At 54.9% G+C, this 20629-nt stretch carries 17 protein-coding genes; 15 read left to right on the plus strand and 2 right to left on the minus strand.

The window, feature by feature from the left end; translation table 11 throughout:
• Nucleotides 1–5: 5 nt before the first annotated feature.
• The 8 genes from iscU to sseB all read left to right on the plus strand — a co-directional run bounded on the left by iscU (nt 6) and on the right by sseB (nt 5996).
• On the plus strand, nt 6–392 hold the full coding sequence (gene iscU, locus P2W74_RS06235) for a Fe-S cluster assembly scaffold IscU (RefSeq protein WP_002913991.1): 387 nt from the start codon (nt 6–8) through the stop codon (nt 390–392).
• A 19-nt stretch (nt 393–411) separates the two neighbouring features.
• The gene (iscA, locus tag P2W74_RS06240) at nt 412–735 is read left to right on the plus strand and encodes an iron-sulfur cluster assembly protein IscA (protein WP_003037681.1); all 324 of its coding nucleotides are present in this window, start codon (nt 412–414) and stop codon (nt 733–735) included.
• Between the two features lie 92 nt (nt 736–827).
• Nucleotides 828–1343, plus strand: a complete 516-nt coding sequence (gene hscB / locus P2W74_RS06245) for a co-chaperone HscB (RefSeq protein WP_276294333.1) — start codon at nt 828–830, stop codon at nt 1341–1343.
• 15 nt (nt 1344–1358) lie between these two features.
• Entirely contained in the window at nt 1359–3209 is a 1851-nt protein-coding gene (gene hscA, locus P2W74_RS06250; protein ID WP_276294334.1) for a Fe-S protein assembly chaperone HscA, read from the plus strand.
• Nucleotide 3210: 1 nt separating this feature from the next.
• Nucleotides 3211–3546, plus strand: coding sequence for an ISC system 2Fe-2S type ferredoxin (gene fdx / locus P2W74_RS06255; protein ID WP_276294335.1), 336 nt, complete (start codon nt 3211–3213; stop codon nt 3544–3546).
• A gap of 11 nt (nt 3547–3557) precedes the next feature.
• On the plus strand, nt 3558–3758 hold the full coding sequence (gene iscX, locus P2W74_RS06260) for a Fe-S cluster assembly protein IscX (RefSeq protein ID WP_162379114.1): 201 nt from the start codon (nt 3558–3560) through the stop codon (nt 3756–3758).
• Nucleotides 3759–3828: 70 nt separating this feature from the next.
• Nucleotides 3829–5112 carry an aminopeptidase PepB gene (gene pepB, locus P2W74_RS06265; protein WP_276294336.1) on the plus strand — a complete coding sequence of 428 codons (1284 nt, stop codon included), beginning with the start codon at nt 3829–3831 and terminating at the stop codon, nt 5110–5112.
• Between the two features lie 107 nt (nt 5113–5219).
• Nucleotides 5220–5996 (plus strand): enhanced serine sensitivity protein SseB, encoded by a 777-nt coding sequence (gene sseB, locus P2W74_RS06270; RefSeq protein ID WP_192613072.1) that lies wholly within the window; start codon nt 5220–5222, stop codon nt 5994–5996.
• Nucleotides 5997–6032: 36 nt separating this feature from the next.
• Here the strand turns inward: sseB and timP are convergent, their stop codons facing one another.
• Nucleotides 6033–6161, minus strand: coding sequence for a small toxic inner membrane protein TimP (gene timP, locus P2W74_RS06275; RefSeq protein WP_328517879.1), 129 nt, complete (start codon nt 6159–6161; stop codon nt 6033–6035).
• A gap of 340 nt (nt 6162–6501) precedes the next feature.
• On the minus strand, nt 6502–7353 hold the full coding sequence (sseA, locus tag P2W74_RS06280; protein ID WP_276294338.1) for a 3-mercaptopyruvate sulfurtransferase: 852 nt from the start codon (nt 7351–7353) through the stop codon (nt 6502–6504).
• A 209-nt stretch (nt 7354–7562) separates the two neighbouring features.
• Here sseA and P2W74_RS06285 point away from each other — a divergent pair, with 209 nt between their 5' ends.
• The 7 genes from P2W74_RS06285 (at nt 7563) to hisS (ending at nt 20617) form a co-directional block, all read left to right on the plus strand.
• Complete coding sequence (locus P2W74_RS06285; protein WP_276294339.1) at nt 7563–12530, plus strand: alpha-2-macroglobulin family protein; 4968 nt, start codon at nt 7563–7565, stop codon at nt 12528–12530.
• Nucleotides 12531–14843: a peptidoglycan glycosyltransferase PbpC gene (pbpC, locus tag P2W74_RS06290; RefSeq protein WP_276294340.1), complete on the plus strand. Its 2313-nt coding sequence runs from the start codon at nt 12531–12533 to the stop codon at nt 14841–14843. It abuts the gene before it with no gap.
• Between the two features lie 174 nt (nt 14844–15017).
• On the plus strand, nt 15018–15449 hold the full coding sequence (gene ndk / locus P2W74_RS06295; protein ID WP_162379108.1) for a nucleoside-diphosphate kinase: 432 nt from the start codon (nt 15018–15020) through the stop codon (nt 15447–15449).
• A gap of 168 nt (nt 15450–15617) precedes the next feature.
• Nucleotides 15618–16784, plus strand: coding sequence for a dual-specificity RNA methyltransferase RlmN (gene rlmN, locus P2W74_RS06300; RefSeq protein ID WP_276294341.1), 1167 nt, complete (start codon nt 15618–15620; stop codon nt 16782–16784).
• A 292-nt stretch (nt 16785–17076) separates the two neighbouring features.
• Nucleotides 17077–18087 carry a cytoskeleton protein RodZ gene (rodZ, locus tag P2W74_RS06305; RefSeq protein WP_276294342.1) on the plus strand — a complete coding sequence of 337 codons (1011 nt, stop codon included), beginning with the start codon at nt 17077–17079 and terminating at the stop codon, nt 18085–18087.
• A 26-nt stretch (nt 18088–18113) separates the two neighbouring features.
• Nucleotides 18114–19232 carry a flavodoxin-dependent (E)-4-hydroxy-3-methylbut-2-enyl-diphosphate synthase gene (ispG, locus tag P2W74_RS06310; RefSeq protein ID WP_276294343.1) on the plus strand — a complete coding sequence of 373 codons (1119 nt, stop codon included), beginning with the start codon at nt 18114–18116 and terminating at the stop codon, nt 19230–19232.
• A 110-nt stretch (nt 19233–19342) separates the two neighbouring features.
• Entirely contained in the window at nt 19343–20617 is a 1275-nt protein-coding gene (gene hisS / locus P2W74_RS06315) for a histidine--tRNA ligase (protein WP_276294344.1), read from the plus strand.
• The last annotated feature ends 12 nt before the right edge of the window (nt 20618–20629 follow it).

Raw genomic sequence — 20629 nt, forward strand, 5'->3', positions numbered from 1 at the left:
TCATCATGGCTTACAGCGAAAAAGTAATCGATCATTACGAGAATCCACGTAACGTGGGTTCTTTTGACAACAGCGACGAGAACGTGGGCAGCGGTATGGTGGGTGCACCAGCCTGTGGCGACGTGATGAAGTTGCAGATTAAAGTCAACAATGAAGGTATCATTGAAGACGCGCGTTTCAAGACTTACGGCTGTGGTTCCGCCATTGCCTCCAGCTCCCTGGTCACCGAATGGGTAAAAGGGAAATCGCTGGACGAAGCACAGGCAATTAAAAACACAGACATCGCAGACGAGCTTGAACTGCCACCAGTGAAAATTCACTGTTCCATTTTGGCAGAAGACGCAATTAAAGCCGCCATTGCGGACTACAAAAGCAAACGTGAAGCAAAATAAAAAGAGTTGAGGTTTTGTTATGTCGATTACACTTAGCGACAGTGCAGCAGCGCGAGTTAATACCTTTCTGGCCAACCGCGGTAAAGGGTTTGGTCTGCGTCTGGGTGTGAGAACCTCTGGCTGCTCGGGTATGGCTTATGTACTGGAATTTGTCGATGAACCGGCGGCTGAAGACACCGTGTTTGAAGACAAAGGCGTAAAAGTAGTGGTCGACGGCAAGAGCCTGCAATTTCTGGACGGTACGCAACTGGACTTCGTGAAAGAAGGTCTGAACGAAGGGTTTAAATTCACTAACCCGAACGTAAAAGATGAGTGTGGATGCGGCGAAAGCTTCCACGTGTAACGCGCTTACCGATAACCCCACCGTGGTCGCCTGCGCGTGGGGTTTGTTTTACCTGACTCTCTGTGAAAGAGAATCGCTGCCCTGAGAATGTTATGGACTACTTCACCCTCTTTGGCTTACCGGCGCAATATCAACTCGATACTCAGGCGCTGAGCCTTCGTTTTCAGGATCTTCAACGTCAGTATCATCCTGATAAATTCGCCAGCGGCACTCAGGCGGAGCAACTCGCTGCCGTACAACACTCCGCCAACATTAACCAGGCCTGGCAAACGTTGCGCCATCCTTTGATGCGTGCCGAATACCTGTTGTCACTGCACGGTTTCGATCTTTCCAGCGAGCAGCACACCGTGCGCGATACCGCGTTCCTGATGGAACAGCTCGAACTGCGTGAAGAGCTTGATGAAATCGAACAGACGAAAGACGAAGTGCGGCTGGAAAGCTTTATTAAGCGTGTGAAAACGATGTTTGAGACCCGCCGTCAACTGATGGTGGAACAGTTAGACAATGAGACGTGGGATAGGGCGGCAGACACCGTGCGTAAACTGCGTTTTCTCGATAAACTGCAAAGCTCAGCAGAACAACTCGAAGAAAAGCTGCTCGATTTTTAATTTTCGGAAGCGAATATGGCCTTATTACAAATTAGTGAGCCTGGTCTGAGTGCTGCGCCGCACCAGCGTCGTCTGGCGGTTGGCATCGACTTAGGCACTACCAACTCTTTAGTGGCGACCGTGCGTAGCGGCCAGGCGGAAACGCTGGCCGATCACGAAGGCCGTCATCTGTTGCCGTCAGTGGTTCACTATCAGCAGCAGGGCCACACGGTCGGTTACGACGCGCGCACCAATGCCGCGCTGGACACCGCCAACACCATCAGCTCAGTTAAACGTATGATGGGCCGTTCTCTGGCGGACATTCGTGCACGTTATCCGCACCTGCCATATCAGTTTCAGGCAAGTGAAAACGGCTTGCCGATGATCGAAACCGCGGCAGGATTGTTGAATCCGATACGTGTCTCTGCCGATATCCTGAAAGCGCTGGCGGTGCGGGCAACCGAATCGCTGTCGGGCGAACTCGACGGCGTCGTCATCACGGTTCCGGCGTATTTCGATGACGCACAACGTCAGGGCACCAAGGACGCCGCGCGTCTGGCGGGCCTGCATGTGCTGCGCCTGCTTAACGAACCGACGGCGGCGGCGATAGCCTACGGACTGGACTCGGGTAAAGAAGGCGTCATCGCAGTTTATGACCTGGGCGGCGGCACGTTTGATATTTCGATTTTGCGCCTGAGTCGCGGTGTGTTCGAAGTGCTGGCGACCGGCGGTGATTCCGCGCTGGGCGGCGATGACTTTGACCACCTGCTAGCGGACTACATTCGCGAACAAGCCGGTGTTGCTGACCGTAGCGATAACCGTGTACAGCGTGAACTGCTGGATGCCGCGATTGCGGCAAAAATCGCGCTCAGCGATAGCGACGTTGTCACCGTGAATGTGGCGGGATGGCAGGGTGAAATTACCCGCGAACAGTTTAACGAACTCATTTCCGCACTGGTCAAGCGTACCCTGCTGGCCTGCCGTCGCGCATTGAAAGATGCCGGTGTTGAGGCGCAGGATGTGCTGGAAGTGGTGATGGTCGGGGGATCCACTCGTGTGCCGCTGGTGCGTGAACGGGTGGGCGAATTCTTTGGTCGTCCGCCGCTGACCTCGATCGACCCGGATAAAGTGGTCGCCATCGGCGCTGCAATCCAGGCCGATATTCTGGTTGGTAACAAGCCGGACAGCGAAATGCTGCTGCTGGATGTGATCCCGCTGTCGCTGGGTCTTGAAACCATGGGCGGCCTGGTGGAAAAAGTGATCCCTCGCAACACCACGATTCCGGTGGCGCGTGCGCAGGACTTCACCACCTTTAAAGACGGTCAGACCGCCATGTCTATCCACGTGATGCAGGGCGAACGTGAACTGGTGCAGGATTGCCGTTCGCTGGCACGCTTCGCGTTGCGAGGAATTCCGGCGCTGCCTGCGGGTGGGGCGCATATTCGCGTGACTTTCCAGGTCGATGCCGACGGTTTGCTGAGCGTCACCGCGATGGAGAAATCCACCGGCGTCGAGTCGTCTATCCAGGTTAAGCCTTCGTACGGCCTGACGGACAGCGAAATCGCCTCCATGATCCAGGACTCCATGAGCTTTGCCGAGCAGGATGTAAAAGCCCGTATGCTGGCAGAGCAAAAAGTCGAAGCTGCACGCGTGCTGGAAAGCTTGACCAGCGCGCTCATTGCGGATGCCGCGTTGCTCAGCGCCGCAGAGCGTCAGGTTATCGACGATGCCGCCGCGCACTTGAGCGTGGTTGCACAGGGCGATGATGTTGACGCCATTGAACAAGCCATTAAAAACGTAGACAAACAAACCCAGGAATTCGCCGCTCGCCGCATGGACCAGTCGGTCCGTAGCGCGTTGAAAGGCCAATCCGTGGACGAGGTTTAATATGCCAAAGATTGTTATTCTGCCTCATCAGGATCTCTGTCCCGATGGCGCAGTTCTGGAAGCGGATCGCGGAGAAACCATTCTCGATGTTGCCCTGCGTAACGGTATCGAGATTGAACACGCCTGTGAAAAATCCTGTGCCTGCACGACCTGTCACTGCATCGTGCGTGAAGGTTTCGACTCCCTGGCCGAAAGCACGGAAGACGAAGACGACATGCTGGATAAGGCCTGGGGACTGGAGCCGGAGAGTCGTTTAGGCTGCCAGGCGCGCGTCACTGACGAAGATTTAGTGGTCGAAATCCCACGTTACACAATCAATCATGCGCGTGAGCATTAACAGAGGGTAGTATGGGACTGAAGTGGACTGATAGCCGCGAGATTGGCGAAGCGCTGTATGATGCCTTCCCCGACCTTGACCCAAAAACCGTTCGTTTCACCGACCTGCATCAATGGATCTGCGAGCTGGAAGATTTCGATGATGACCCGCAGGCATCAAACGAAAAAATTCTTGAAGCCATCCTGCTGATCTGGCTGGACGAAGCTGAATAAGTAAACGGGCTGCCCACGGGTGGCCCGTTTTTCTGTATGTGCGAATTATGTGCGAATAAGGAAAATAACAATGACAGAAGCCATGAAAATTACGCTTTCCACGCAACCTGCTGACGCTCGCTGGGGAGAAAAAGCGACATACAGCATTAATAATGAAGGCATTACCCTGCATCTCAATGGGAAAGACGACCTTGGTGTGCTCCAGCGCGCGGCGCGTAAAATCGACGGTCTGAGTATCAAACATGTACAGCTGACCGGAGAAGGCTGGGATGCGGATCGCTGCTGGGCATTCTGGCAGGGTTACAAAGCGCCGAAAGGCAGCCGTAAAGTTGAATGGCCAGATCTGGAGGACGCGCAACGTCAGGAGCTGGATAACCGTGTGACCATTATCGACTGGGTGCGCGATACCATTAACGCGCCAGCGGAAGAGCTCGGGCCGGAACAACTGGCGCAGCGTGCGGTAGATCTGCTGTGCCGCGTGGCGTGCGACCACGTCTCTTATCGCATTACCAAAGGCGAAGATCTGCGCGAGCAGAACTATATGGGTCTGCATACGGTGGGTCGTGGTTCCGAACGTCCGCCAGTCCTGCTGGCGCTGGATTACAATCCGACGGGCAGCAAAGAAGCGCCGGTGTATGCCTGCCTGGTCGGTAAAGGGATCACCTTTGATTCCGGTGGTTATAGCATCAAGCAGAGCGCGTTTATGGACTCAATGAAGTCCGATATGGGCGGTGCGGCAACGGTGACCGGCGCGCTGGCGTTTGCCATCACCCGTGGTCTGAACAAACGTGTGAAGCTCTACCTGTGCTGTGCAGATAACCTGATCAGCGGCAATGCGTTCAAACTGGGCGATATTATTCGTTATCGCAACGGCAAAAACGTTGAAATCATGAACACGGACGCAGAAGGGCGACTGGTTCTGGCGGACGGGTTGATTGATGCCTGTGCGCAAAAACCGGAGCTGCTCATTGATGCCGCGACGCTCACGGGTGCGGCGAAAACCGCGTTGGGTAATGACTATCACGCGCTGTTCAGCTTTGATGATCAACTGGCGGGGCGCCTGCTGGCGAGCGCGACGGCAGAAAACGAGCCGTTCTGGCGTTTGCCGCTGGCTGAGTTCCACCGTAGCCAGTTGCCGTCTAACTTTGCGGAACTGAACAACACTGCCAGTGCGGCGTACCCGGCAGGGGCGAGTACGGCGGCGGGGTTCCTGTCGCATTTTGTGGAGAACTACCAGCAAGGTTGGCTGCATATCGACTGCTCCGCAACCTACCGTAAGGCACCTGTGGAGCAGTGGTCCGCAGGAGCAACAGGACTGGGTGTCCGCACGATTGCTAATCTACTGACTGCCTGAACGGTGTTTTTGTAGGCCGGGTAAGCGAAGCGCCACCCGGCATTTTGCCTGATGGCGACGCAGTGCGTCTTATCAGGCCTACAATCCATATATAATTTGTGATCTCTATGTCTGAAACAAAAAATGAATTAGAAACCCTGCTGGAGAAGGCGGCCACCGAGCCCGCGCATCGTCCGGCATTTTTCCGTACTTTACTGGAGTCTACTGTCTGGGTTCCGGGCACCGCTGCAGAAGGCGAAGCGATTGTTGAAGACAGCGCGCTGGATTTGCAGCACTGGGAAAAAGAAGACGGCACCACGGTAATCCCGTTTTTCACCTCGCTTGAAGCATTGCAGCAGGCTGTGGAAGAGGAGCAGGCATTTGTGGTGATGCCAGTGCGTACCTTATTTGAAATGACGCTGGGCGAGACGCTTTTTCTCAATGCCAAACTGCCGACGGGCAAAGAGTTTATGCCGCGTGAAATCAGCCATTTGATCGGCGAAGAAGGCAATCCGCTGAGTACCCAGGAGGTACTGGAAGGGGGAGAGTCGTTGATCCTGTCTGAAGTGGCAGAACCGCCCGCGCAGATGATTGATTCGCTGACAACGCTGTTTAAAACCATTAAACCGGTAAAAAGAGCGTTCCTCTGTTCGATCAAAGATAGCGCAGAGGCACAACCCAACCTGCTGATTGGTATTGAAGCGGATGGCGATATTGAGGAGATTATTCAGGCGGCAGGCAGCGTGGCGACCGACACGTTACCGGGCGATGAACCGATCGATATCTGTCAGGTGGTGAAAGGCGAGAAAGGGATCAGCCACTTTATTACTGAGCACATTGCGCCGTTCTACGAGCGCCGCTGGGGCGGGTTCCTGCGCGATTTTAAACAAAATCGGATTATTTAAACAAAGGAAAGCCGCCCCGAAGGGCGGCATCCTCGCTTACTTGCTCTGGGCGTAGGGCGTTACGAAAATAGAATTACCTGGGTAATTCTGATCTCCGTGAAGACACAACGCACCAGAAACAACAAGCACGATACAGAAGTACCGTATCTTCATTGTGCGGTCCATGCGAAGACCGCATCACAGCGTTACCACTGGCGATAATGCCGTGACAGCAAGCACTACGGTGCGCCTGCGTTTACGGTCATTGGACATCCTTCCCTAAAGCCAGTGCCCGTTTGCGAAGCGGCGGAAAGGGCCGGGAAGAATAATACATCAACTATTGAATAGTTATCTGGCTAATTAACTTGACATCATCTCCCTTAAAAGGGAGTATTATTTCACTACGGTGTGCCTGCGTTGCATTGGCAACACAAGCCAGTTGGAAAGGCCGCGAACCGGACCAGCACAAAAAAACCGCTTAAATGAGCGGTTTTTTTGTGGGCAAAATAAGAGAATAACTCAGGATTTATTTAGCTTCTGTCGGCTCTACCGGTAAATCGGCGCGAGCGCCCCATTCACTCCACGCACCGTCATACAGCGCAACGTTCTGCACGCCGAGCGTAGTCAGCGCCAGAACCACCACGGCCGCCGTGACGCCTGAACCGCAACTTGCGATGATCGGTCTGTCAAAACTCACCCCGTGGCTGAAGAAAATAGTGTCCAGCTCGTCAGTCGTTTTTAACTCGCCATCACGGACCAGCTCACTCCACGGTACGTTTAGCGCGCCGGGAACGTGACCGCGTCTCAAGCCTGGGCGTGGTTCGTCGACTTCTGCATTGAATCGTGCCGCCGGGCGGGCATCGACAATCTGGGCGGTTTTTTCGTGGCTGGCCAGCAGTACATCGGTCAAACGCACGACCGCCTCTGGGGTGAATTTAACCTCAAACTCCCCTTCAGACCAGGCGGCTTCCCCTTCCTGCAACGGCAATTCTTCACGCTGCCAGCCTGCCAGACCACCGGCGAGAATAGAGACATTTTCCACTCCGAAGGTGCGGAGCATCCACCACGCTCGCGGCGCAGAGAAGAGGTTGCCGTCGTCATAAACCACCAGATGTTTATCCTGAAAGACACCCAGTTCGCGCATCGCCACGGCGAAAGCTTCCGGGCGCGGCATCATGTGCGGCAATGGCGAGGTATGGTCGGAGAGCGCTTCGATATCGAAAAAAACAGCGCCGGGAATGTGCCCTGAACGGTATTCGCCCGCAACGTCACGGTCTTCTTGTCCGGGGGGAGCCATACGGGCGTCAATGATTTGTATTTCCGGGTCATCGATATGTTCAGCAAGCCAGTCGGCTGCAACAAACCAGGGGGTAGTCATAGGCGTCTCCATTTTTACCAGTGCTTTGGCAAATTGTCGGCCGTTTGCCGTAAAGGAACAAGTAAAAGAGGCTGATTTATCAGGCGGAGCCACATTTCTCACCCAAAAATCAGAATTCAACCCCCTGATACAGACTTACACAACTGATAATCTCGCGCATAATATCTTATCAACAGTGGCTAACGGGCCTGAGTGGCCAGGGATGAACAATGAAACACTTACGTGTAGCAGCCTGTTTGCTGATGGCGGCGCTGGCTGGATGCGACAACAGCGACAACGCAACGACAGCAGCAAAAAATGCCGCCCCTGCGCCGCAGGCGACAAAGGAAAAAAATGCTGTCCCTGCGAAACTGGCGGCAGCGGTGAAAGATCCCGCGCAGTTGCAGAAGCTGGTTCAGCAAAGTCAGGGGAAAGCGCTGACGCTGCTGGATGCATCGGAAGTCCAGGTGGATGGCGCGGCGGCGCTGGTGCTTACATTCTCGATCCCGTTAGATCCTGAGCAAGATTTTTCCCGTACCGTACATGTGGTTGATAAAAAAAGCGGCAAGATTGATGGTGGCTGGGAGCTTGCGCCAAATCTGAAAGAATTGCGTTTACGGCATATTGAGCCAAATCGGGATCTGATCGTGACCGTTGAACGCGATGTCAAAGCGTTGAATAAAGCCACTTTTGGCAGCGATTATGAAAAAACTATCACGACGCGGGATATTCAGCCGAGCGTTGGATTCGCCAGCCGCGGCTCGTTGCTGCCGGGGAAAGTGGTTGAAGGCTTGCCGGTGATGGCGCTCAACGTGAACAATGTGGATGTTAATTTCTTTCGTGTAAAACCCGAATCGCTGGCGGCGTTCGTCAGCCAGTGGGAATACCGTAACGCCCTGTCTAACTGGGAGTCCGACAATCTGCTAAAAATGGCGGATCTGGTGTATACCGGCCGCTTTGATCTGAATCCTGCCCGCAATACGCGTGAAAAACTCCTCTTGCCGTTAAGCGAGATTAAGCCATTACAGCAGGCTGGGGTCTATGTGGCGGTGATGAATCAGGCGGGCCATTATAACTACAGCAATGCCGCTACGCTGTTTACGCTCAGCGATATCGGTGTTTCTGCGCACCGTTATCACAATCGTCTCGACGTTTTTACGCAAAGCCTGGAGAACGGTGCCGCGCAACAGGGCATTGAGGTCGCTTTACTCAATGACAAGGGGCAAACGCTGGCGCAAGCGACCAGCGATGCACAGGGACATGTCCAACTGGAGACGGACAAAAACGCGGCGTTATTGCTGGCGAGAAAAGACGGGCAAACCACGCTACTGGATTTGAAATTACCGGCGCTGGATCTGGCTGAATTTAATATCGCGGGCGCACCCGGTTACAGCAAACAGTTCTTTATGTTTGGTCCCCGCGATCTCTATCGTCCTGGCGAAACGGTGATCCTCAATGGGTTACTGCGTGACAGCGACGGCAATGCGTTGGCCGATCAACCCGTCAAACTGGAAGTGGTGAAACCGGATGGCCAGGTGTTGCGTACGGTCGTGAGCCAGCCAGAAAACGGGTTGTATCGCTTTACCTACCCGCTGGACAGCGGTGCGACGACCGGCATGTGGCATATCCGCGCGAACACCGGCGATAACCAGTCGCGGATGTGGGATTTCCACGTTGAAGACTTTATGCCCGAGCGGATGGCGCTCAACCTGACGGCACAAAAAACGCCGATAGCCCCTGCCGATGAGGTGAAATTCTCTGTCGTCGGCTACTACCTGTACGGCGCACCGGCAAACGGTAATGCGTTGCAAGGGCAACTGTTTCTGCGCCCGCTGCGAGACGCGGTACCGGCGCTGCCAGGATTCCAGTTTGGCAATATTGCAGAAGAGAATCTCTCCCGCAGTCTCGATGAAGTTCAGCTCACGCTGGATGATAAAGGCCGCGGCGAGGTGACCACGACGAGCCAGTGGCAAGAGGCGCATTCGCCGTTGCAGGTGATCCTGCAGGCAAGCTTGCTGGAGTCGGGGGGACGTCCGGTGACGCGCCGTGTTGAACAGGCTATCTGGCCGGCGGAGACGTTGCCTGGCATTCGTCCGCAATTCACCGCGAAAGCCGTGTATGACTACCGCACGGACACCACGGTGAATCAGCCGATTGTTGACGAAGGCAGCAATGCGGCCTTTGACATTGTCTACGCCGATGCGCAAGGCGTAAAAAAAGCGGTTTCAGGATTACAGGTTCGTTTGATTCGCGAGCGACGTGATTACTACTGGAACTGGTCAGAAAGTGAAGGCTGGGAATCACAGTTTGATCAAAAAGATCTGGTGGAAGGGGAGCAGTCTCTCGATCTTAACGCGGATGAAACCGGTAAAGTCAGCTTCCCCGTTGACTGGGGTTCCTATCGTCTGGAGGTGAAAGCGCCAAACGACGTGGTCAGTAGCGTGAGATTCTGGGCCGGATACAGCTGGCAGGATAACAGCGATGGCAGCGGCGCAGCGCGTCCGGATCGTGTAACGCTGAAACTGGATAAACCGACCTATCGCCCTGGCGACACCCTCAAATTACATATCGCGGCACCTGCTGCGGGCAAAGGGTATGCGATGGTGGAATCGAGCGACGGTCCGTTGTGGTGGAAGGAAATTGATGTCCCCGCAGGGGGACTTGAACTTGCGATTCCGGTCGATAAAACCTGGAATCGCCACGATGTATACCTGAGTGCGCTGGTGGTGCGCCCTGGCGATAAATCACGTTCAGCCACGCCGAAACGCGCCGTCGGGTTATTACATCTACCGTTAGGGGACGAAACCCGCCGTCTGGACCTGAGCCTGGACACGCCAGCCAAAATGCGACCCAATCAGCCGCTGACCGTGAAAGTAAAAGCCAGCGTCAAACAGGGCGAGACACCAAAACAGATCAATGTGCTGGTGTCTGCCGTGGATAGTGGAGTGCTGAATATTACGGATTACGTGACGCCGGATCCGTGGCAGGCGTTCTTCGGACAAAAACGCTATGGCGCAGATATCTATGATATTTACGGCCAGGTGATTGAAGGTCAGGGGCGTCTGGCGGCGCTTCGCTTTGGTGGTGATGGCGATGCCCTTAAACGTGGCGGTAAACCGCCGGTCAACCATGTGAACATTGTGGCGCAGCAGGCGCTGCCGGTGGCGCTCAATGAACAGGGTGAAGGCACGGTGACTCTGCCTATTGGTGATTTTAATGGTGAACTGCGGGTGATGGCGCAGGCGTGGACTGCCGGAAACTTTGGCAGCAGTGAAAGCAAGGTGGTGGTGGCGGCGCCGGTCATTGCGGAGCTGAATACCCCGCGCTTTATGGCTGCTGGCGATACCTCACGCCTGACGCTGGACGTCACGAACCTGACTGACAAACCGCAAACGCTCAATATCGCGCTGACCGCCAGCGGATTACTCGAATTGGTGAGCCAACAGCCTGAGCCCGTTAATCTGGCGCCGGGAGTCAGGACAACGTTGTTCATTCCCGTTCGTGCTCTCGAAGGCTTTGGCGATGGCGAGTTGCGGGCGACCATCGACGGAGTGAACCTGCCGGGTGAAACCATTGTCGCGCAGAATAAACAGTGGAAGATAGGGGTACGCCCTGCCTGGCCTGCCCAGACGGTAAACAGCGGCGTCACCCTGCAACCCGGAGAAACCTGGCATGCGCCAGCGCAGAATCTGGAGAATTTCTCTGTGGTTACGCTACAGGGGCAATTGCTGTTGAGCGGCAAACCGCCGCTGAATCTGGCGCGTTATATTCGCGAATTGAAAGCTTATCCGTATGGGTGTCTTGAGCAGACCGCCAGCGGGCTGTTCCCATCACTTTATACCAATGCGGCGCAGTTGAAGGCGCTGGATATTGTGGGCGATAGCGATGACCAACGTCGTGCGGCGGTCGATATCGGTATTTCTCGTTTGTTGCAGATGCAGCGCGATAACGGCGGTTTTGCACTGTGGGATAAAAACGGTCCGGAAGAGTATTGGTTGACGGCCTATACGATGGACTTCCTCGTGCGTGCTGGCGAACAAGGGTACAGCGTGCCAACGGAGGCGGTTAACCGTGGCAATGAACGTCTGCTCCGTTATCTGCAAGACCCGGGTATGATGTCGATCCGCTACAGCGACGATACCCCAGCCAGCAAATTTGCTGTTCAGGCTTACGCCGCGCTGGTACTGGCACGCCAGCAAAAAGCGCCTTTGGGTGCGTTGCGTGAGATCTGGGAACGTCGTGCTCAGGCCGCATCAGGTTTGCCCTTGCTGCAATTGGGCATTGCGCTGAAAAACATGGGCGATGCCACTCGCAGTGAACAAGCGTTAACGCTGGCCCTCAAGACGCCACGGCGTGATACACAGCAATGGATGGCGGATTACGGCAGTTCGCTGCGCGATAACGCGCTGATGTTGTCGCTGCTGGAGGAGAATAAACTCCAGCCGGATGTGCAAAATACCTTGCTGAACACCTTGTCTGAGCAGGCATTCGGCCAGCGCTGGCTTTCCACTCAGGAAAGTAATGCCCTATTCCTTGCGGCGCGAACCTTGCAGGACTTGCCGGGGAACTGGCAGGCACAGACTTCGCTTTCAGAGCAGCCGCTTGTGGGCACGAACGCGCAAACGCGTAATCTTGACGCTGACCAGTTATCGACCCTTGCCGTCACCAACAGTGGCAATCAACCGCTGTGGCTGCGTCTGGACAGCAGCGGCTATCCGGATTCAGCCCCTGCGTCGACAAGTCACGTTCTGCAAATTGAACGCCAGATCCTGGGAACCAACGGTCACAGTAAATCGCTCTCCTCCCTGCGCAGCGGCGAACTGGTGCTGGTTTCGTTGACGGTGAAAGCCAGCCAGAATGTACCTGATGCTCTGGTCGTGGATTTATTACCTGCCGGGCTTGAACTGGAAAACCAGAATCTGGCGAACGGCAGCGCCAGCCTGCAGGACAGCGGCAGCGCAGTGCAGAATCTGTTGAGCCAGATGCAGCAGGCGGACATTCAACATCTGGAATTCAGAGACGACCGCTTTGTTGCCGCCGTCGCGGTAAATGAAGGACAGCCCGTAACGCTGGTCTACCTCGCGCGAGCGGTGACGCCGGGGACTTATCAGGTTCCGGTTCCGCAGGTGGAATCAATGTATGTTCCACAGTGGCGGGCGACCGGGACAACCGAAGGACTCCTGATTGTTACACCGTAAATGATCGGCTTTCGAGGAAAACGCGGCGACTGGATTGGGCTGGTCGCCGCACCGCTTTTCATTCTCTTTTTGGTCTGGGGGGCAGATAAAATCTGGCCGCTGCCGCTCAGGGAGGTGAGTCCTGCACGGGTGGTGGTGGCGCATGACGGCGTACCGCTTTGGCGTTTTGCCGATGCGGACGGCATCTGGCGTTATCCAGTAACGATAGAAGAGGTGTCGCCCCGATATCTGGAGGCGCTCATCAATTATGAAGATCGCTGGTTCTGGAAGCATCCGGGGGTAAACCCGTTTTCGGTATTACGCGCCGCCTGGCAGGATCTCTCCTCCGGGCGCGTGGTGTCTGGCGGCAGTACGCTCACCATGCAGGTCGCAAGGTTGCTTGATCCTCATCCGCGCACATTCGGCGGCAAGTTTCGCCAGCTTTGGCGCGCGCTTCAGCTTGAATGGCATCTCTCCAAACGCGATATTTTGACGTTGTATCTTAACCGCGCGCCCTTTGGGGGAACGCTGCAAGGCATTGGCGCAGCAAGCTGGGCGTATCTCGGCAAACCGCCAATGCAACTGAGCTACTCGGAAGCGGCATTGCTGGCCGTTTTACCGCAGGCGCCCAGTCGTTTGCGTCCCGATCGCTGGCCGGAACGCGCACAAGCGGCGCGAAATAAAGTGCTGGAACGGATGGCGACCCAGGGCATCTGGTCAGTAAAAAGCGTGCAGGAATCCCGTGAAGAACCGGTCTGGCTATCGCCCCGGAAAATGCCGCAGTTGGCGCCGCTCTTCTCGCGCATGATGCTCGGGAAAAGCAAAAGCGACAAAATCGTCACCACGCTGGATGCGGGGTTACAGTATCAACTGGAAGAGCTCGCGCAGACCTGGAAAGGCAGGCTTCCCGCCCGCAGTTCACTGGCGATGATCGTTGTTGATCATACCGATATGAGCGTGCGCGGCTGGGTGGGATCGGTGGACCTGAATGACGACAGTCGCTTTGGTCATGTCAATATGGTCAATGCTACCCGATCGCCGGGATCGCTGCTCAAACCGTTTATCTACGGTCTGGCGCTGGATGACGGGCTGATCCATCCGGCGTCATTATTACAGGACGTACCGCGCCGTACCGGAGATTATCGTCCAGGGAATTTTGACAGCGGCTTTCATGGTCCGGTCAGCATGAGCGAGGCGTTGGTGCGTTCGCTGAATTTACCCGCAGTACAAGTGCTGGAAGCGTACGGTCCAAAACGTTTTGCCGCCAAACTCCGTAATGTGGGTTTGCCGCTCTATTTACCCGCCGGGGCTGCCCCCAATCTTTCACTGATTCTGGGGGGCGCAGGGGCGAAGCTGGATGAGATGACCGCGGCCTGGAGCGCTTTTGCGCGTCATGGCAAAGCTGGTACTTTGCGGCTTCAGCCTGACTCCCCGTTACAAGAACGCCCGCTGATGTCGCCAGGCGCGGCGTGGATTATCCGGCGAATTATGGCGGATGAGGCGCAGCCTTTACCGGATAATACGCTGCCGAGGATTGCGCCGCTGGCATGGAAAACAGGCACCAGCTATGGCTATCGCGATGCCTGGGCCATCGGCATTAATGCGCGCTATATCATTGGAGTCTGGACAGGCAGGCCGGACGGCACGCCCGTTGTGGGACAGTTTGGATTCGCAAGCGCCGTCCCGTTACTGAATCAGGTGAACAATATTTTGCAGGCGCGGACGACGGTTCAGCCTGAGGATCCGCGCCCGCCATCGGTCAGTCAGGGCGTGATTTGCTGGCCAGGGGGACAATCACTTCCCGCTGGAGAGCCGAACTGCCGTCGCCGACTGGCCACGTGGCTACTGGACGGTAGCCAGCCGCCAACGTTGTTACTCCCTGAACAGGAAGGGATTAACGGCATCCGTTTCCCGGTCTGGCTGGATGACTCGGGAAAACGTGTCGCGGCTGACTGTCCGCAGGCGCGCGAGCAAACGCTGATTGTATGGCCTTTACCGCTTGAACCCTGGCTTCCTGCCTCCGAACGCCGCGCATCGCGGCTTCCACCCGTTTCAACCACCTGTCCGCCGTTGGGGCAGGGGGCGCTTTTACCCCTCCAGTTGACAGGGGTTCTCGACGGCGCGATTCTGAGACGCTTACCCGGAACGCCAGAAGCCTCTTTACCGATCCAAACCCGCGGTGGAACGGAAGAGCGCTGGTGGTTTTTGAATGGTGAACGGCTGCAAGAGCGCGGGCGGAATATCACATTACGCGTGGCGGAAAAAGGGGAGTATCAGCTCCTGGTGATGGATGATGCGGGGCAGGTGGCGACAGTCAGATTTACCTTGCAATAGCCGGACAGTAGACCAGATCGCGTAGAATTGTTGCTAATACTCGTTTTATTTTAAAAAAATGTTACCTCTGTCAATGGTCAATTGGCTGGAGGGCCATTATAATCCGCGCCAGGTCGTACATACGTATATAAACCCTGGCGGGTATACAACAACAGAACATATTCAGAGGTAATCATGGCTATTGAACGTACTTTTTCCATCATCAAACCAAACGCGGTGGCAAAAAACGTTATTGGCAACATCTTTGCGCGCTTTGAAGCAGCAGGGTTTAAAATTGTCGGTACCAAAATGCTGCATCTGACCGTTGAACAGGCGCGCGGATTCTATGCAGAGCATGACGGTAAACCTTTCTTCGACGGCCTGGTTGAGTTCATGACCTCTGGCCCGATCGTCGTTTCCGTACTGGAAAGCGAAAACGCCGTTCAGCGTCATCGCGACCTGCTGGGCGCAACCAACCCGGCTAATGCGCTGGCAGGCACCCTGCGCGCTGACTACGCTGACAGCTTCACTGAAAACGGCACTCACGGTTCTGATTCCGCTGAGTCTGCCGCGCGTGAAATCGCCTATTTCTTTGGCGAAGGCGAAGTGTGCCCGCGTACTCGTTAATCGAGCACGCTTTTACACATTATTTTCGCTAATGTCTCGCGCAAGCGTGGCATCCTTGCGATAGAATTTGTACAATGCAGCGCCCCCGGACGAGCACCGCTCACCGGGGCGTTTCTTTTTTCAACCCTCCAGGGGCCATAACGTGTAATAACGAGGCCGGAATCGATTATGTCTGAACAAATTGTCACGTCTGAAAGCATCACCCCAGTAGTCCCTAATAAAGAGGGTAAAATTAATCTGTTGGATCTCAACCGCCAGCAGATGCGCGAGTTTTTTAAAGAATTAGGTGAAAAGCCCTTCCGCGCCGACCAGGTGATGAAGTGGATGTACCACTACTGCAGCGATGACTTTGATGATATGACCGATATCAACAAGGTATTGCGTGGTAAGCTGAAAGAGGTGGCGGAAATCCGCGCGCCAGAGGTGGTTGAAGAGCAGCGTTCATCTGACGGCACCATCAAATGGGCGATCGCGGTTGGCGATCAGCGTGTTGAAACGGTCTACATCCCGGAAGACGATCGCGCCACCCTGTGCGTCTCTTCACAGGTAGGTTGCGCGCTGGAGTGTAAATTCTGCTCAACTGCGCAGCAAGGTTTTAACCGTAACCTGCGAGTGTCGGAAATTATCGGCCAGGTGTGGCGAGCGGCGAAGATCGTCGGCGCCGCGAAAATCACCGGGCAACGTCCTATCACCAATGTGGTGATGATGGGGATGGGCGAGCCATTACTTAACCTGAACAACGTCGTTCCCGCCATGGAAATCATGCTGGATGATTTCGGGTTCGGTTTATCAAAGCGTCGCGTTACGCTGTCTACTTCCGGTGTTGTACCCGCGCTGGACAAGCTGGGTGATATGATTGACGTTGCGCTGGCAATTTCCCTGCACGCGCCGAACGATGAAATTCGTGATGAAATCGTCCCTATCAACAAAAAGTACAATATCGAAACGTTCCTGAGCTCGGTTCGTCGTTATCTGGAGAAATCCAATGCGAACCAGGGGCGCGTCACGATTGAGTATGTCATGCTCGATCATGTTAACGACGGCACCGAACATGCGCATCAACTGGCGGAATTGCTGAAAGATACGCCGTGCAAGATTAACCTGATTCCGTGGAACCCGTTCCCGGGCGCACCGTATGGACGTAGTTCAAACAGCCGGATTGACCGTTTCTCCAAAGTGCTGATGGGCTACGGCTTCACCACCATCGTGCGTAAAACCCGCGGTGATGATATCGATGCAGCCTGCGGCCAGTTGGCGGGTGACGTGATTGACCGTACTAAACGCACCCTGCGTAAGCGCATGCAGGGTGAGGCAATCGACATTAAAGCGGTTTGATGTTAGTTACGCTGCGGTATAATTAATCTGCCGCAGCACTAAGGTAAGCTATTTTGAAGGTATTGCTGTATCTCTCTGGTCAATAATAACGGTGCGTTTTTGTCGACTTTAGGGCAGTATGTAGCGGTGCAACAATAGTTTAGCCTTAGGCTTTAGCTGTTTTGTCATGAGTAACCTGACAGTCTTATACTGTCCGACTAAGGTTAACTGACCTGATGTTTCGCGGTGCGGGTGGGCATTGTGGCTCACCGGCACCTGAACCCTTATTTACACGTACCTGCAGCTGTAGCGAATGAATACTGAAGCCACGCACGACCAAAATGAAGCACAAACCACCGGCGTTCGTCTGCGCAATGCCCGTGAACAACTCGGACTCAGCCAGCAGGCAGTCGCGGAGCGACTTTGCCTGAAGGTTTCCACGGTACGCGACATTGAAGAAGATAAGGCACCAGCCGATCTCGCTTCAACGTTCCTGCGCGGGTATATCCGTTCTTACGCACGTTTGGTGCATATTCCTGAAGAAGAGCTGCTGCCAGGGCTGGAAAAGCAGGCGCCGATTCGACCGGGCAAAGTCGCCCCGATGCAAAGTTTTTCTCTCGGCAAGCGTCGTAAAAAACGCGATGGCTGGTTGATGACTTTCACCTGGCTGATTCTGTTTGTGGTTGTTGGCCTGACGGGCGCCTGGTGGTGGCAAAATCACAAGGCGCAGCAGGAAGAGATCACCACGATGGCCGATCAATCCACCGCTGAACTGAGCGCCAGTAACGAGAGCTCGCAGAGCGTGCCGCTGGATACCAGCGCGACGGCAAGCCAGAATAACGCACAAGCGCCTGCGGACGCCGCGAACGCGGCGGTGACAGCTGCGCCGCAGACGCCGGAAACGGCATCCGCTGCGCCGACGGCAGATGCGCAACAAAATGCGGTTGTTGCTCCTTCCCAGGCTAACGTTGATACCGCAACGACGGCTCCCGCTGTTGCTCCAGCCGCCCCGGGTACGCCATTGCCGGCTGACCAGGCTGGCGTAACGACACCTGCGGTTGATCCCAATGCGCTGGTCATGAACTTCACTGCCGATTGCTGGTTAGAAGTGACTGATGCAACAGGTAAAAAGTTGTTTAGCGGTATGCAGCGTAAAGATGGCAATTTAAACTTAACGGGCCAGGCGCCTTACAAGCTTAAAATTGGCGCTCCGGCCGCGGTACAGATCCAGTTTCAAGGAAAGCCGGTCGATCTTAGCCGTTTTATCAGAACTAACCAGGTTGCACGTCTGACCGTTAATGCCGAACAATCACCGGCTCAGTAACAGACGGGCAATGCGGGAGATTTTTCATGCATAACCAGGCTCCAATTCAACGTAGAAAATCGAAGCGTATTTACGTTGGGAATGTGCCGATTGGCGATGGTGCTCCCATCGCCGTACAATCTATGACCAATACGCGTACCACGGATGTGGCGGCGACGGTCAATCAAATCAAAGCGCTTGAACGCGTTGGCGCCGATATTGTTCGTGTCTCTGTACCGACAATGGATGCAGCCGAAGCGTTTAAACTGATCAAACAGCAGGTCAACGTACCTCTGGTTGCCGATATCCATTTTGACTATCGCATTGCGCTAAAAGTGGCGGAATACGGTGTCGATTGTTTGCGGATTAACCCAGGCAATATTGGCAGTGAAGAGCGTATTCGCATGGTGGTGGATTGCGCTCGCGACAAAAACATCCCGATCCGCATCGGCGTTAACGCCGGATCGCTGGAAAAAGATCTACAGGAAAAATACGGTGAACCCACACCGCAAGCGTTGCTGGAATCCGCAATGCGCCATGTGGATCATCTCGATCGTCTCAATTTTGAACAGTTTAAAGTCAGCGTTAAAGCCTCCGATGTCTTTTTGGCGGTTGAATCCTATCGTTTGCTGGCGCGTCAGATTGAACAACCCTTGCATCTCGGGATCACCGAGGCGGGCGGCGCACGCAGTGGCGCAGTGAAATCAGCGATTGGCCTGGGGTTACTGCTGTCGGAAGGGATTGGCGATACGCTGCGCGTTTCGCTGGCTGCCGATCCGCTGGAAGAGATCAAAGTCGGTTTCGATATTCTGAAATCACTGCGTATTCGTGCCCGCGGAATCAACTTTATCGCTTGCCCAACCTGTTCTCGTCAGGAGTTCGACGTCATCGGTACGGTGAACGCGCTGGAACAACGTCTGGAAGATATCATTACGCCAATGGACGTTTCGATTATCGGCTGCGTCGTAAACGGACCGGGCGAAGCGCTGGTTTCTACGTTGGGTGTGACGGGCGGCAACAAGAAAAGCGGCCTCTATGAAGACGGCGTGCGTAAAGACCGACTCGACAACGACGATATGATCACGCAGCTTGAAGCCCGCATTCGTGCGAAAGCCAGCATCCTGGATGAAGCGCGTCGAATTGACGTGCAGCAGGTTGAAAAATAATAACGTGATGGGAAGCGGCGTGCTTCCCGTGTATGATTGAACCCGCATGGCTCCCGCACCGTTTGGGGAAGCGCTGAGGGTTCATTTTTATATTCAGAAAGAGAATAAACGTGGCAAAAAACATTCAAGCCATTCGCGGCATGAACGATTATCTGCCTGGCGAAACCGCCATCTGGCAGCGCATTGAAGGCACACTCAAAAACGTGCTCGGCAGCTACGGTTACAGTGAAATCCGCTTGCCGATTGTAGAGCAGACCCCGTTATTCAAACGCGCGATCGGTGAAGTTACTGACGTGGTTGAAAAAGAGATGTACACCTTTGAGGACCGTAACGGCGATAGCCTGACATTGCGTCCCGAAGGGACGGCGGGCTGTGTACGCGCCGGCATCGAGCATGGTCTCCTGTACAATCAGGAACAGCGTCTGTGGTATATCGGGCCGATGTTCCGCCACGAACGCCCGCAGAAAGGACGTTATCGTCAATTCCATCAGCTGGGTGTCGAAGTGTTTGGCCTGCAAGGTCCGGACATTGATGCCGAGCTGATCATGCTCACTGCGCGCTGGTGGCGTGCGTTGGGTATTTCTGAACATGTCAGCCTTGAGTTGAACTCTATCGGTTCACTTGAAGCCCGCGCTAACTATCGTGATGCGCTGGTTACCTTCCTCGAACAGCATAAAGAGAAGCTGGACGAAGACTGCAAACGCCGTATGTATACCAACCCGTTGCGTGTCCTGGATTCCAAAAATCCGGAAGTGCAGGCGCTGCTCAATGACGCGCCAGCATTGGGTGATTATCTGGATGACGACTCACGCGAACACTTCGCAGGTCTGTGTAAGCTGCTTGAAGCCGCAGGTATTGCCTACACCGTCAACCAACGTCTGGTGCGCGGCCTTGACTACTACAACCGTACCGTCTTTGAATGGGTCACCAACAGCCTGGGCTCGCAAGGCACCGTATGTGCGGGTGGTCGTTATGACGGTCTGGTGGAGCAACTTGGCGGTCGCGCAGCCCCTGCAGTCGGTTTTGCCATGGGTCTGGAACGACTTGTTTTGCTTGTTCAGGCAGTTAATCCGGAATTTAACGTCGATCCTGTTGTCGATATATACCTGGTAGCTTCAGGCGTGGATACGCAGTCTGCTGCGATGACCTTCGCTGAACGTCTGCGTGATGAAATTCCAGGCGTAAAACTGATGACAAACCACGGCGGCGGCAACTTTAAAAAACAGTTTGCCCGTGCCGACAAATGGGGCGCCAGCGTTGCACTGGTGCTGGGTGAGACTGAAGTGGCCGACGGTACTGTTGTCGTGAAGGATTTGCGCTCTGGTGAGCAAACGACAGTCGCGCAGGATAGCGTTGCCGCACATTTGCGCACTTTGACTCGTTAAGGAGAAGGACAG

This window comes from Citrobacter enshiensis (assembly GCF_029338175.1).
Classification (GTDB): domain Bacteria; phylum Pseudomonadota; class Gammaproteobacteria; order Enterobacterales; family Enterobacteriaceae; genus Citrobacter_D; species Citrobacter_D enshiensis.

Excerpts from the sequence above, each read along its gene's own strand:
- P2W74_RS06285 (WP_276294339.1), top strand. The coding sequence starts at position 7,563 with ATGAAACACTTACGTGTAGCAGCCTGTTTGCTGATGGCGGCGCTGGCT.
- hscB (WP_276294333.1), top strand. The coding sequence starts at position 828 with ATGGACTACTTCACCCTCTTTGGCTTACCGGCGCAATATCAACTCGAT.
- pepB (WP_276294336.1), top strand. The coding sequence starts at position 3,829 with ATGACAGAAGCCATGAAAATTACGCTTTCCACGCAACCTGCTGACGCT.
- timP (WP_328517879.1), bottom strand. The coding sequence starts at position 6,161 with ATGGACCGCACAATGAAGATACGGTACTTCTGTATCGTGCTTGTTGTT.
- hscA (WP_276294334.1), top strand. The coding sequence starts at position 1,359 with ATGGCCTTATTACAAATTAGTGAGCCTGGTCTGAGTGCTGCGCCGCAC.
- pbpC (WP_276294340.1), top strand. The coding sequence starts at position 12,531 with ATGATCGGCTTTCGAGGAAAACGCGGCGACTGGATTGGGCTGGTCGCC.
- sseB (WP_192613072.1), top strand. The coding sequence starts at position 5,220 with ATGTCTGAAACAAAAAATGAATTAGAAACCCTGCTGGAGAAGGCGGCC.
- sseA (WP_276294338.1), bottom strand. The coding sequence starts at position 7,353 with ATGACTACCCCCTGGTTTGTTGCAGCCGACTGGCTTGCTGAACATATC.
- fdx (WP_276294335.1), top strand. The coding sequence starts at position 3,211 with ATGCCAAAGATTGTTATTCTGCCTCATCAGGATCTCTGTCCCGATGGC.
- rodZ (WP_276294342.1), top strand. The coding sequence starts at position 17,077 with ATGAATACTGAAGCCACGCACGACCAAAATGAAGCACAAACCACCGGC.
- iscU (WP_002913991.1), top strand. The coding sequence starts at position 6 with ATGGCTTACAGCGAAAAAGTAATCGATCATTACGAGAATCCACGTAAC.
- ndk (WP_162379108.1), top strand. The coding sequence starts at position 15,018 with ATGGCTATTGAACGTACTTTTTCCATCATCAAACCAAACGCGGTGGCA.
- rlmN (WP_276294341.1), top strand. The coding sequence starts at position 15,618 with ATGTCTGAACAAATTGTCACGTCTGAAAGCATCACCCCAGTAGTCCCT.
- iscA (WP_003037681.1), top strand. The coding sequence starts at position 412 with ATGTCGATTACACTTAGCGACAGTGCAGCAGCGCGAGTTAATACCTTT.
- iscX (WP_162379114.1), top strand. The coding sequence starts at position 3,558 with ATGGGACTGAAGTGGACTGATAGCCGCGAGATTGGCGAAGCGCTGTAT.
- ispG (WP_276294343.1), top strand. The coding sequence starts at position 18,114 with ATGCATAACCAGGCTCCAATTCAACGTAGAAAATCGAAGCGTATTTAC.